The organism is Treponema berlinense (assembly GCF_052273165.1).
GTDB classification, from domain to species: Bacteria; Spirochaetota; Spirochaetia; order Treponematales; family Treponemataceae; genus Treponema_D; species Treponema_D berlinense_A.
On record NZ_DAVZIU010000016.1, the window covers coordinates 1 to 12,615 of the forward strand.

A 12,615-nucleotide genomic window follows, 5' to 3' on the forward strand; every position below is an offset into this window, starting at 1 on the left:
GTTAAAATTTTTTGCAGGCCGGCAGAACAATGCCGCTATAGACTTCGGGGAGTTTACAGAATATTTAAAACGCTACTCGGAACATCATCTTGAAGAGCAGCCTTCTCTTGTAAATTACATGACGGACACTGCAAACGTTCTTTTAAAAGAACTCGAAAAACTGTCCGCAAACCATCAGATTTTAATTTTAACTCCTACTGCCGAAAAAAAAATAATCATCGTAATCGCTTTTTTTATCGAAAAGTTTTCACAGCGCTACAAAGAAATTTTAGCTCAGCCAATGACACCTTTTCCTCAAGAATCTGACATTCCCAAAAAAATTCCATCGGAAATTATCACGCGCAGAACCGGGGCGGAACTTTTAAACGAACTTTTGACAAAAGAAACGCTTTCTGACAAATATCTGTACGGGCTTACAATGCCTCACGATATGCCGGCAATTCTTCTTCCTTCGCTTGTTTCTGTTCACACGCTTGCAGAATGTGCTGTTCAAAAACTGCGCACAATGCTCGCAAAAGAAGAGCATCACGATTATTTTATGAAAAAGCTGACAGTTTCCAATCCTGGAAAAGAAATGACCGCCAAAAACATTTTTAACAGATTCGTTCAAAATGCAGATTCCTTGACAATGTTCAAAGAACCAGAAGATTCTTTCTATTTTTTGACGCAACTTCTGTTTTTTATCCGGCAGGATTACGAAAAAGTAAAAGACTACACAGCGGAAGATATTGGAATTCTGCACGCAGTTTATATTCTCGAAATCATAGCAAACTACTACAAAACACGTGCTCAGGAAAATTCAAAAAAAGAAACTGCATTCAAAAATCTTGAGCAGCATCTTTCAAAACCACCGTATTATTTTACCCTCGGAACAATTGCAAAATTTACAAGTTCCAGTGGAGTTCCGCTTTTGGGACAATACAGCGAAGAAGAACTCAAAAATTTTCTTCACACAAAAACAACGGAAAGCCTGGCAAATGATTTGCCAGAAATTCTTGTATTTAAAACTGAACTCGACAAACAGCCTTATTTTATCTACAAAAACAAGGTTATGCCGTTGATTATGCGACTTTGCACAGACGCGCGCGCAACAATCAGAGAAACTATCCGAAAAAACTGGTTTAAAGTTCTTAAGGATTTTGATGATTTGCCAGAAATGAAAGAGCAAAAAGCTTTTGAAAAACGACTCGAAAAAGAAGTTTCCGTGCAATCGCCGGTTTTGTATGCACTTTTAACATCTTCATTTTTGCCGCTTATAAATTACGAAGTGAACATGCAGCAGGACGAATCTGGACTTGAAGGCGGAAGAATTTCGCTTTTTGAAAACGGAAGGCTCGTTCCCTATTCCGAAATTTTATTGATGAACAGGCAGGAACTTTTAACCGACACAAAAATTCTTCTTCCTGTCTGGTACACAATTCCTGTAGTTTCGTGGATTATGAAATTGATAATGCGTCCGCCAAAATCAAAAAAACAGAAGACAGAAAAAACTTCTGCACAGATTTATCGCGAACAGGAAGCAGAAAAAAGCAAGCACGACAAAATGGAAATAGCTCTTTCCAAAAAATCAATGGTTTCGAGAAAAGTCGCACTCAGAGAATCTGCACGAAAACTGGAAGAAGAACTTGTTCCGTCAAGTTCAACATTGGACAGAGAACTTCATTCTTATGAGCGTACGTGGAACAAACTCATTGGAAAAGCAACCCACAACAACCTGACCGAAGACGTAAATTCTCTAATTAGAGATTACCTGCGAAAAGTTTTGCGGCATATAAACTCCGAAGGATTTAACAAAGAACGAATCGAAAATCTTGCAGACACACTGGTAAAAACGCCGGCTTTGCAGAAAATTGGCGAAACAGATGCAATGCTTATGTATATTCAGCTTTATATTGTTAAACTCGTAAAAAATCTTCCGGCGTAGTTTTTAAGTTTATTAAAATTTTAAAGTCGGAATTTGCGGCAGGGATGGTAGTGGACGCAAAGCGTGTGCAAAGCACCGGCAGCCACGGACAGCCCGGTTTTTACGTAGCAAAGCGGAGTAAAAAGCCGCCCAACAAAAAACTAAAAAATTATAATTTTTCTCAAAAAAAATGTGTAAATGTTGACATTCATTGCAACTATATAAGTGTACACAGTTTTGGGGTTTGCCCAAGCCGGCCGGAAACACTTTTTTACAGGAGATTCTTATGAATGCAATGAATCAGATTATTATTGAAGGCAACATTGTCCGTGCGCCAACTCACAAAGAAACGCCGAGAGGAACAAAAGTAACGACCGTTCCGATTGCCGTAAATCATTTTTACAAAGACAGTTCTGGCAGAGATGTCGATGAAGTCGGTTTTTACGAAGTAGAAACCTGGGGCGAAAAATTCAGTGCACTTATGGCAAAATACGCTTTGCAGGGGCGCGGGGTGCGAATTGTCGGGCGCCTGAAGCAAGACCGTTGGAAAGATGAAAATGGCAAAAACCACTCGAAAGTTTTTATTGTGGCGGAACACGTCGATTTTAAGCCGATGAAAAAAAACAGTGTAAAATCAGACGAAAATGCCGACGACGAAAAACGAAATTTAGCAATTGCAGCGCAAGGACTTGCTCAAGAAGAAAGTGTTTTTTAACAAAAATGCCGTGCCGTAAAGTGTAAAGTATGGATTTTTGACCGATTAAAGAAGGTTGAAAATTTGTACGGAACGGAACTGTTCAAGAAGCGATAAAAACTTTTAGGACAGTTCCGTTTTTTTTAGAAAAATTATCTTTTTCCGCGTCCGCGAGGAGAAGATAATTTAGAAAAAGAATTCGATTTTTTTCTTCTGTCGCCGCCATTTTTTCCATTTTTTCTGCTACCTCTGCCATAGCCGTTATAGCGTCCTGACGAAGCCATTTCTGCTTTTTCGGCGGCCTGTCTTTCGGCAGCGGCTTTGTAGGCTTCCATTTTTTCAGGATTATAAAAACCGTCTTTCCAGTTGAATCTTCCAGTTTCTGGAATCGGTTGAGATTTTATAATGCTGTTTACGACCAATTTACATTCGGCGCGTGTTACTTTTGTGCGACTAAAGTCAATCAAAATACGGCGGAATCCGTCTTTTTGAAGCTGGGCTGTCTTGTCGGTAATACTGAACGGATTTTCTGGCATTACGACAGTTCCGTCCTGATTTGAAAGAACTTTGAACGGCATTTCTTTTTTGTCCCAGAAATACATAAAGTCATAACTTTCAGGAAGTTTAAAGCGTATACGGAAAAGAGCCGGATAAGCATAAACCGTAACCATGAGGCGGTCGCGAACATTGCGTTCAAAAGTGTTGAGAATGTTCTCACGATTATTTTCGATTGGCGTTATAAACGCGCCAATATTTTGATTTTCGAGCCAGCTTACAGCCCAGCGATTAAACGTATAAAGGTAAGGACCTGCAATAAGATTTACGTCTTTTCCTTTGAGCATTTGAATTTCGGCAAGATTATTTACTATGAAAGTTTTAAATCCATCCGCAATAAGATGTTCAAGTGTTTCCGAAAGTTGCTGAGCCGATGCCTGAGGAACATACGGGTTAAGCGAAATTATAATCTGCTTTTTAGAAAATGGAAGTACAGTCTTGTGAGCCAAAAGGTCTGACTGAGTCTCAAAATTGAGTTCAAGGATTACACGGACTGGAGACATACTTTGAATCTGGAACATATCGGAAATCGTGCTGACTTGAACGTAAGTACCTTCTGGAAAGTAAGAAAGTTCATTCTTTACAACAGGCGTCAAATCCAAAACAGGAAGAATTTCATCTCCTGGCTGACTGCGGAAACGGCTTATGTCCTGAGGAAGAACTCGAGGATAATGCTTTGACATAGATTTTGTCTGCAAAAGATAAACTTCATCTTCTCGGCTAAATCCTCTAGGAATATCAATCCAACGTGAACCGTCGTCGTCAAATTCAACTGAGCGAACCTTGTGGCTTACACGGCCAGAATCGTCCTTTTTGTGAAGGCGGATCGAATCGCCTGGATCTGGATCGTAATTTCCACCAGCAAGCTGCGCCATAACAATCTGATAGTCTTCAAAATCGGCATTTGGTCCCGCGGCAAGACGTGCTTTTTCTTTTGCTTCGTCGCTTGCAGCACGAATTTTTGAAATACGACCAAGATAAATTCCTGTTCCTCCAGCCTGGTTTGGATTTAAGATTGCGCTACCAGCTTTTTCAACACCTTCTTCGTTTGTTTTAAAATTATACCAATAAGTTGTTTTTGAACGGGCAAAGTCTGTGCTCAACATTCGTTTTGCAGCAGCAACAGAACCTTTTCTGTCTTCCTGATAATGATCCATAAGATAGCGATACGCGGCGGTTACGGCGCCAACGTATTCGGCACTTTTCATTCGTCCTTCGATTTTGAAAGACTCAACGCCTATATCCATAAGATCTGGAATTTTTTCGATTAACTGAAGGTCGCCCGGAGAAAAATAATATCCCTGTTTTTGACCAGAAGCGGTCTCGGCAGTGTAAAAACGACGGCAGGCTTGAGTACACATTCCGCGGTTTGCTGATTTTCCGCCGAGGAAACTTGAAAAAAGACAGAGTCCGCTTTCGCTTACGCACAAAGCACCGTGAACAAACATTTCGATTTCGCAAGTTGTATTCTGCTTAATTTGGCGGACTTCTTCGAGACCGAGTTCGCGAGCAACAACAACGCGAGAAAGGCCGGCTTTTTGCAGTAAATTTACACCGTCTGCGCTTTCAACGTTGATTTGAGTTGAACCATGAAGTTCAAGCTTCGGGAAGAACTCCTGGCACATTCTTAAAACACCATAATCCTGAACGATAAGACCGTCTGGACCAATTTTATTGAGATAGCTTAAAAAGCGGTAAAGTCTTTCTGTTTCTTCTTCCTGACTGACAGTATTTACAGTCACGTAGATTTTTTTGCCTTGACGATGAAGAGAATTTACAGTTGCTTCAAACTGATTCCACGCAAAATTTGAAGAACGAAGACGGGCATTAAAACTCTTAAGCCCAAGATATACAGCATCTGCTCCTTCGCCAATTGCGGCGTCGAGAGCTTCAATATTTCCTGCTGGAGCTAATAATTCTGACATACCGCAATAGTAGCACAATTTTTAATTTTTTGTCACGGGAAGAGAATTTTTGTAAAGAATTTTATTTTATTTAAAAAAATCCGTCCTGGATTCTTTTATTTCGTTCATTTAGTTTTTTCATATCTTTTTTCGCTGTTTTTTTCTCCAGGAGTCGCACCTTCCACTAGAGACCAGTCTTCAGTTCCAGTTTCTATTACGGTCTGAACGTCAATGTCATTTTCAGACGAATATTCTTCTGTAAGTTTTTCAATATTCATTCTGCACATTGTCCTTGTAAGGCTGATTCCGTCGGCTATTGTAGCATTTTTTGGTTCATATCCGTCTTTCCAAATTCCGCTTTCGTAAGCTTCGAGCGCTAAAGACTTTTGTCCAGCATAGTACCACGATTGTTTTCCTGCGGCACTGAATAAAACAGCATCTTGCAGCATATTACGACAACTATCACGAATCACAATTACGTCACTATCACTTATACGGCTTTCTTTTCCTTCAACCCATAAATCGCGCGAATTTGAACTGTCGGTTCCTGTGCTCAAAGAAAGATTTTCTCCTAGTTCGTCAATGCACTCGCCCTCGTCTACCGTCCTAAAATGAACTACAATATATTCGCCTTTTTTTACGTTGATGTCAGGAAAAACATATTTTTTACTTTCGCCATCGCTTCCTGTAACAATTTCAAGTCCGGCCGTACTTCCCTCTTTTAGAACATAAACTTCGACAAATTCGCATTTTTTTAAGACGCCTTTGCTAGTACTGTGTTTTGAACGGATTTCTGACAGAACAAGCCTTGCTGGTTTTTCATTAAATCCTGTAAAAGGCAGACTGAATGTAAGTTCATTTCCTGAACTGTCCTTTATTGAACCGCTAAAAACATAATTCACGCCGACCAAAGTAGGTTCTTTAAGAGAAAAATTTATTCTTTTTCCGTCATCAAAATACTGAGCCTCCGCGGTTTCTTCGATATATTCTCCGTCATCCGATTTTATCTGGAGTTTTTGAACCGAAACCTTTTGTGAACAAAGCATGACAAGATTCGAATTGTCCTCTACAAAAAAAGAAAGGATTTTTGGAACTGACATTTCTGCCGAAATAATCTCAATTCCTTCTTCTGTAACACGGCACGACAGTGGAAAGCATGCGACAAAAACTGTCAACGAACTAAGAAATAAAACTGTCAAAATCATCCTGAAAAAGTGTTTTAAATTCATTTTTTCCTCCATTTTTTGCTTTTATTATATATATGGTTCTAAAAATCAACTTTTACACATTTTTTTTGAAAATTTCAGGATTTTTTAGTTTTTTCCGATACTTGAATATGTTCAAACGTAAAATTTCTAAATTCTTTTTTTGTGGAATCTCATCTCTTTTCTTTTCAGTTGTGTTTTTTTCCTGTATTTCTCCGAGTATAAAGGAAGAAAAATTCTGCTCGAGAAAATTGCTCGCAGACGGAATTAAAAATGAAAATCAACTTGCTGAATTTTTTCTTTCGGAAAATCCAAATGTTCCTCTGCAAAAAGTAAAAAGCCTTGCAAAAGATTATATTCAGGAAGCAAAAAGTGAAGGAATTAACAGCGACGTTGCTTTTGTCCAGATGTGTCTTGAAACAGGATTTTTAAGATTTGGGAATCTTGTAAAAAGTGAATGGCACAATTACTGCGGTTTAGGAGCAATTGATTCTTCTAAACCAGGAGAAAAATTTCCAGACCAACAAACAGGAGTACGTGCTCATATCCAGCATTTGCAGGCTTATGCAACGACAGAAGATGTAAAACTAAAAAAAACACTTGTAGATCCGCGCTACAACTGGGTACACAAGACAAAACTTGCAGACTCGGTATTTGACCTTGCAGGAACCTGGGCAACTGACAAAAATTATGGAACAAAATTGGACGCGCTTTTAGCAAGACTAGAACAGTTTTGATGCGAAAAAACGCATCTTGCGCCGGACACGTCGGGCTTTAGTTGACGGCTACGCCGGCAATGAGCGCCAGCGAACCCAAAGTGGCCGGTTATAAAAAATTTAAGAACGCAGACAAAAAAGGTGGCATTTTTATGCAAAATGTCGCCTTTTTTTATTTTTTGATTTTTATCCGCGGATTGTTGTTCCAACGTAATTTTTGTCTTCTAAAATCGCCTTTATGTTCTCAAGATTTTTTCCGCCAGCACAAATTACCGTAAGATCAAGCGACTGCGCTTTTTTTGAAGCAATCGGGTCAAAAGGACAGTTTTTGCCAGGAGTCCATTCGTCGCCGACAATTTTTCTAAAATCTGCCCAGGAAATTTCATCGATCGGAGTTGCGTCTGGGTTTTTGCGCGGATCGTCTGTATAAACTTTTTCAATATTGCTTAAATTTACGACTGTTTTTGCACCGAATTTTTCCGCAAGAAGAACTGCATCGTTGTCGGTCGAAAAACCTGGTTTCCAGCCTGCCGCAAGCAAAACTGAACCTGTGAATTCTTCTGCAACTGTAGGATCGGTCACAACCGCTTCGCGACATAAGTCGCCAAAACTTGCCTTTACAAACTGCGCATTGAGCCTTGTTGCCATAATTCCAATCCAGTCAGCCGCTTCTGTTGAGCTTTCAGGAGAAATTCCTGTTACTGCACGGAATGCATTTTGATAAATTCGTGCTGGACCGCCACCGCCGACTACAAAAATCAGTTTATCTTCTTTGTGTTCCGCAAGATATTGTTTGATGAGCGAAACAAATTTTTTTACGAATTCAATATCAGGTCCTTCAGGAGCTACAATCGAGCCTCCAACCGACAAAACTTTTACAGACATTTTGTCCTCCACAAATTTTTTATGAAACCTCTAAAAAGCAAAACTCTTAGAGATGTCTTAATATATTCCGGCAATTACCGGTTCATTCCACAGAGAACTGTAGTTTACGGTTCCTGCAGAAGATTCTTCCCAAATTGACTGAACTGCAAAAGTTCTGTCGCGGCTTACAATGTGTCCGCCAGAAAGTGTCGGCTTAACTTCGTTGTATCCACGTGAAAAAATAATGTGCTGGCTATCGATATTTCCAAAGTAAAAAGTTTTAGGATCTTCAACATTTTTGAACGATTTGTATTCAAGTCCAGAACCAAGAGCAATGTCGACTGGAACCCAGCCAAAGTTTTCTATATAAAATTCGCTCCACCAATGCGAAAAAGCCTTCATGTCAGAATCAACAAGTATTCCAGTAACAGGAAGACATGGGATTTTTAAGGCACGCAAAAGTGTCGTATAGACAATTGCAAAGTCGTAAGAATCTCCTTTTTTGTCTTCAAACAAGTCTTTTACTTTCGAGCCTGATTTTCTGAGTTTTTTTGTAACTGCGAAGTTTTCAAGCATATATTCGTAAATCATTTTTGCCTGAAGATACGGATTAGTTTCTTTTTTGACGATTTTTTTTGCAAGATTGACAAAATCTTCATCTTCCGAAGCAATAACTTCATCTGGCTTTGTAAAGGCGGTGTAAAGAACTCGCGACTTTGCGGCAAAAGGTTTTACATTTTTTGCGTTAACCTTAGTTTGAACCGCATAATCTTCAACAACAAAACTATGAGTAAAAGCAAGTTTTTTTGAAGACGTTTTCGAAAGTTCAGTTTGATGAATTACTGTATTCTGATAATTTTCAAAAACCGGCTCAGGGGCACATTCCGTCATCTGAACAAAAGGCTGCCGTGAGTTTTTTACAGGACGCGGAACGTGCAGAGAAAGGATCGTATTTGATTTTGAATTTATGTCGTCAATATCTGTGTTTAGGTGAATTAAATATGTTTTTTTGTCAGAATATTTTTTTGTTCCAAGCGTAGATTTTAAATTTAAACTCGCATAATTGCTCGTTCCTTTTTCAGTCTGAACGTAAATGGGTCCGCTAGTAGCACCGTTTGGAACTCTTACGTGAATTTCGCTGTCGCTCCAATATTCGTAATCATAATCTTCGCTGGCCGCTTCGATAAAAGCAATGTCGTCGGAAGAAGTCGAATTTTCTGGTAAATTTGCCGTAAAAAAGATTTTTGAATTGCTGCGAACTGTTCCAAAATTTGTTCCGTTCAAAACAAGCAGTTGTCCTACAAAAGCAGATTCTGGAGAAACTGAAGAAATTAAAGGCATTGTTGTTTTTGTATCTGGCGGAACTTCGACAGGAATTCCTGCTTCGTTTGCAAAAAATCCTGGTTTTGACTGTCCGGCTTTTGTTAAAACAATTACAAGTCCGTCCTGAACATTTGACGGCAAAATGAGTTTTATATGTTCGTCTGTCCATTCAAGATAGCCAGAAGCCGTAATTCTTGAACCGCCGACTTCTACAAAGTCAGAAGAATTTTTTAAGCTGCCAAAATTTCGTCCTGCAATCACCATAACATCACCAGGAGAACCTACAGACGGAGCAATAGAATCAATCTGTGGAATTTTTCTGGCCTGATATGTTATGATAGAAACAAAACCAAGGACAAAAAGAATTGCAAAAATTATCGAACAAGTTCTGAATAAAGGATATTTTCTAAAAAGAACTGAAAATTTTTCAGCGATCTTCAATTTTTTCTGCCTTCCTCATTGGAATAGTGTGCATACGTGGAACTTCTATTCTAACAGAGACGGACGAATTGTTAAAGTCTGGGCGAAAAACATCAATATCGTTAAAACTGTCATTAAAATTAGAAGCAAGGCTTGTAGCCGAAACAACCTTCTGGTTTGGATTTAGAACCTGCAAATCGGCATTTTCTTCTTTTTCTTCTATTTTTTCTTCAACCTGTTTGGCAGAACTGAGAGCCGTAGAAATTTTTAAGCTGTCCAAATTTCCATCAACTACAACCCTGCTTTCTTGAATCGGCTTGATCTGGGTTCGAGCAAAAGCGGTGAGTTCTTTCTGTTCTTTTGAATTTGATTTTAAACTGAGCGGAGTTATAATCACCGCAAAAATCGCAGCGGCAGCCACAAAACCACTCGCCCATTTTATGTACGGCCGAATAATGTATGACTTTTCACAGCGCTCGGTTGTTTCCTTAAAGCGCATCTTTGTCTGAAGGCGTACAAAACTCTGATCAAGATAGGTCTGATCAAGTTTTACAGAAAGAGCATCTTCTCTAAAAGGAACAGAAACCTTTTTAAGTTTTTCGAGCTCGGCCTGACATTTTTCGCAACCTGCAACATGGGTTTCGTATTCCTTTAAAAATTCTTCTGGGAGTTCGCCATCGAGATAAATTGAATGAAGATCTTTTTCAGGACAAGTAGACATCATCGCCTCCAATGAGTTTTTCCAGTTGTTCTCGGGCACGGAACATGCGAATTTTTACATTTCCTTCCGTAATTCCCAAAACTTTTCCGATTTCTTTATAATTCAAATCTCCGTATTCGCGAAGAATGATTACCTCTTTTAATGTTTTAGGCAGTTTTTCTAAGGCGGCAAGCGCAATTTTTTGCGTTTCCTGCCTTAACAAATCTGTTTCGCCAGAAGTTTGTTGACGTCTATCTTCGTAAAGAGCCTTTTGATAAGCAGTTCTTTCTCTTTTTTTACGGAGCGCATAATTCAGCGAAGCATTTTTTACTACCCTTATAAGCCAGAATTTCGCGTCGTTCATTGTAGGAAACGACATTTTTTTCTCGCTAGCCTTTATGTAAGAATCGTGAACAATGTCTTCTGCCGCATCTTCATCATTTACAATACGCCACGAAACTTTAAAGAGAAGAATCATAGTTTCATTGTAAATGCGGCGAAAATCCGCGGAGTTTGCAGCATTCAACGGTTTTTCACTGGCTTCCACATCATTAGAAATCATCTTTGCCTCAAAAAGTTACAGAAAAAATAAGAAAAATCTTATTTTCAGTTTATTTTAATTTCGCTTCCAGGTTGGTCCCTGCGGCGTGTCTATAATCGTAATTCCGCGGGCTGCAAGGTCGTTGCGGATCTGGTCGGCTTTTACAAAATTCTTTGCTTTTTTTGCCACAGTACGTTCTTCAACAAGAGCCGTAATCTCTGCCGCTTCGCTGTCGCCTGCATGGTCATCCAAATGTGCAGATGATTCTTTTTCAAGTTTGTTTGCAACTTCAATTGCATTTTCAATTACTTTAAGCGAAAGAACTTTGTCCATCGTAAAAATATCGGCAAGGCAGTCAACTGCAGGCCGGCCTTTTCCGTTTGTTTCTTTCTGCATTGCGGCCATTGCAACTGGAGTCAAAAGGTCATTTTCGAGACCTTCGCGGAATTTTTTAAGATTTTCGCTTTCGCCGTCTTTGCGCTGTTTTTCAGCGATAGAGGCGAGTTTTTCGGCAAAATTTTCTTTTGTAAGTTCCAGTCCTTCATCTTTTGCTTTTAGAATAAGTTTGGCAACGCGTTCATTCAAAGCAGCGCGTCCATTTTTTGCACCGTCCATCGCGTCCCAAGAAAAATAAATCTGCTTGCGGTAGTGCCCGCCTAAAAGGAAAAACCTGTAGTCGAGGGCGTCATAACCTTTGTCCAGAAGAGTCTGTAGTCTTAAGAAATTTCCAGAAGACTTCGACATTTTGTTTCCGCCTTCGATTACCAGAAATTCATTATGAAGCCAGTATTTTACCCACGGACCTTCAGCCCTTTCTTCAGCCGAAAAACTTCCTTCTGATTGCGCAATTTCGTTTGTGTGGTGAACAGGAATGTGGTCAACCCCACCTGTATGAATATCAATGTGCTTTCCAAGATATTTCATGCTCATAGCCGAACATTCAATATGCCAGCCAGGATAACCGCGTCCCCACGGACTGTCCCAAGTCATCGCCTGATTTTCAAATTTTGATTTTGTAAACCATAAAACAAAGTCGCTTGGATTGCGTTTATTTTCATCGATAATCGAAAGTTTGCGTCTTCCAGCACCTGCCTTTAATTCGTCAAGATTTAAATTAGCAAGCTCTCCGTAACCAGGAAAAGTCGAAATATCAAAATAAAGGTTTCCGCCGGCAGTATAAGTGTGGCCGTTAGCTTCAATTTTTTTTATAAGCTCAATCATATCCGAAATATGCTCAGTCGCCTTGCAGATAACATCAGGATGGCGAATGTTGAGCGCGTCAATGTCGGACATAAAAGCGTCCGTATAAAATTTTGCAACGTCAAGAACACTCTGGTGACGCTCTTCGGCAGTTTTTACCATTTTATCTTCGCCGTCGTCAGCATCTCCTGTCAAATGGCCAACGTCCGTAATATTCATGACATGCTTAATATCGTAACCCAAATAAGTCAAAGTTTTATCCAGAATATCCAGAAAAACGTAAGCGCGCAGGTTTCCGATGTGGGCGTAGTTGTAAACCGTCGGTCCACAGCCATAAAAACCGACATATTTTTTATTTGGATCAACAGGAACAAATTCTTCCATTTTGCGACCCATAGTGTTAAAAAGTCTAAGTGCCATATTTTTCTCCAGAAAACTTAATTTATATATTTGATGTTGCGGTTTTACAACAGACCGAAAATTCAAATTCCCGCATATATACTAAAACAATTGAGATTTCTATTCAATTATTGCGAAAAAACAATAAATATGAAAACTCTCATAGTTTGCCCGGCTTTTTTTTGCTATAA

Annotated in this window: 10 protein-coding genes; 3 read left to right on the top strand and 7 right to left on the bottom strand. The window is 39.4% G+C overall.

Annotated features, from left to right (window positions below; translation table 11 throughout):
* On the top strand, positions 1-1,924 hold a 1,924-nt coding region (locus tag ACT6XC_RS06545; RefSeq protein WP_443741237.1), incomplete at its 5' end, for a hypothetical protein.
* Between the two features lie 265 nt (positions 1,925-2,189).
* A complete protein-coding gene (locus ACT6XC_RS06550; RefSeq protein WP_443741238.1) occupies positions 2,190-2,618 on the top strand; it encodes a single-stranded DNA-binding protein in 429 nt (142 codons plus the stop codon).
* A 131-nt stretch (positions 2,619-2,749) separates the two neighbouring features.
* On the opposite strand, the gene ACT6XC_RS06555 is transcribed toward ACT6XC_RS06550, so the two are convergent.
* Positions 2,750-5,077 carry a peptidase U32 family protein gene (locus ACT6XC_RS06555; protein WP_443741239.1) on the bottom strand — a complete coding sequence of 776 codons (2,328 nt, stop codon included), beginning with the start codon at positions 5,075-5,077 and terminating at the stop codon, positions 2,750-2,752.
* 104 nt (positions 5,078-5,181) lie between these two features.
* Entirely contained in the window at positions 5,182-6,285 is a 1,104-nt protein-coding gene (locus ACT6XC_RS06560) for a hypothetical protein (protein ID WP_443741240.1), read from the bottom strand.
* Positions 6,286-6,392: 107 nt separating this feature from the next.
* Between ACT6XC_RS06560 and ACT6XC_RS06565 the strand changes: the two genes are divergently transcribed.
* Entirely contained in the window at positions 6,393-6,998 is a 606-nt protein-coding gene (locus ACT6XC_RS06565; protein WP_443738402.1) for a glucosaminidase domain-containing protein, read from the top strand.
* 165 nt (positions 6,999-7,163) lie between these two features.
* Here ACT6XC_RS06565 and pyrH read toward each other — a convergent pair whose 3' ends face one another.
* Genes pyrH through cysS form a run of 5 tightly spaced genes read right to left on the bottom strand, consistent with a single transcriptional unit; the run spans position 7,164 to position 12,445 of the window.
* The gene (gene pyrH, locus ACT6XC_RS06570) at positions 7,164-7,862 is read right to left on the bottom strand and encodes a UMP kinase (protein ID WP_443738403.1); all 699 of its coding nucleotides are present in this window, start codon (positions 7,860-7,862) and stop codon (positions 7,164-7,166) included.
* 57 nt (positions 7,863-7,919) lie between these two features.
* The gene (locus ACT6XC_RS06575) at positions 7,920-9,605 is read right to left on the bottom strand and encodes a transglutaminase domain-containing protein (RefSeq protein WP_443741241.1); all 1,686 of its coding nucleotides are present in this window, start codon (positions 9,603-9,605) and stop codon (positions 7,920-7,922) included.
* Complete coding sequence (locus ACT6XC_RS06580; protein ID WP_443741242.1) at positions 9,592-10,305, bottom strand: anti-sigma factor family protein; 714 nt, start codon at positions 10,303-10,305, stop codon at positions 9,592-9,594. Before ACT6XC_RS06580 ends, ACT6XC_RS06575 begins: the two co-directional genes overlap by 14 nt.
* Complete coding sequence (locus ACT6XC_RS06585; RefSeq protein ID WP_443738406.1) at positions 10,289-10,846, bottom strand: RNA polymerase sigma factor; 558 nt, start codon at positions 10,844-10,846, stop codon at positions 10,289-10,291. The genes ACT6XC_RS06580 and ACT6XC_RS06585 overlap by 17 nt, the downstream gene beginning before the upstream one ends.
* Before the next feature lie 54 nt (positions 10,847-10,900).
* On the bottom strand, positions 10,901-12,445 hold the full coding sequence (gene cysS, locus ACT6XC_RS06590) for a cysteine--tRNA ligase (RefSeq protein WP_443741243.1): 1,545 nt from the start codon (positions 12,443-12,445) through the stop codon (positions 10,901-10,903).
* Positions 12,446-12,615 lie beyond the last annotated feature (170 nt).

What these genes read in the sequence shown, in the direction of transcription:
- cysS (WP_443741243.1), bottom strand. Translation starts at nt 12,445, where the DNA reads ATGGCACTTAGACTTTTTAACACTATGGGTCGCAAAATGGAAGAATTT.
- ACT6XC_RS06550 (WP_443741238.1), top strand. Translation starts at nt 2,190, where the DNA reads ATGAATGCAATGAATCAGATTATTATTGAAGGCAACATTGTCCGTGCG.
- ACT6XC_RS06560 (WP_443741240.1), bottom strand. Translation starts at nt 6,285, where the DNA reads ATGAATTTAAAACACTTTTTCAGGATGATTTTGACAGTTTTATTTCTT.
- ACT6XC_RS06565 (WP_443738402.1), top strand. Translation starts at nt 6,393, where the DNA reads ATGTTCAAACGTAAAATTTCTAAATTCTTTTTTTGTGGAATCTCATCT.
- pyrH (WP_443738403.1), bottom strand. Translation starts at nt 7,862, where the DNA reads ATGTCTGTAAAAGTTTTGTCGGTTGGAGGCTCGATTGTAGCTCCTGAA.
- ACT6XC_RS06585 (WP_443738406.1), bottom strand. Translation starts at nt 10,846, where the DNA reads ATGATTTCTAATGATGTGGAAGCCAGTGAAAAACCGTTGAATGCTGCA.
- ACT6XC_RS06580 (WP_443741242.1), bottom strand. Translation starts at nt 10,305, where the DNA reads ATGTCTACTTGTCCTGAAAAAGATCTTCATTCAATTTATCTCGATGGC.
- ACT6XC_RS06555 (WP_443741239.1), bottom strand. Translation starts at nt 5,077, where the DNA reads ATGTCAGAATTATTAGCTCCAGCAGGAAATATTGAAGCTCTCGACGCC.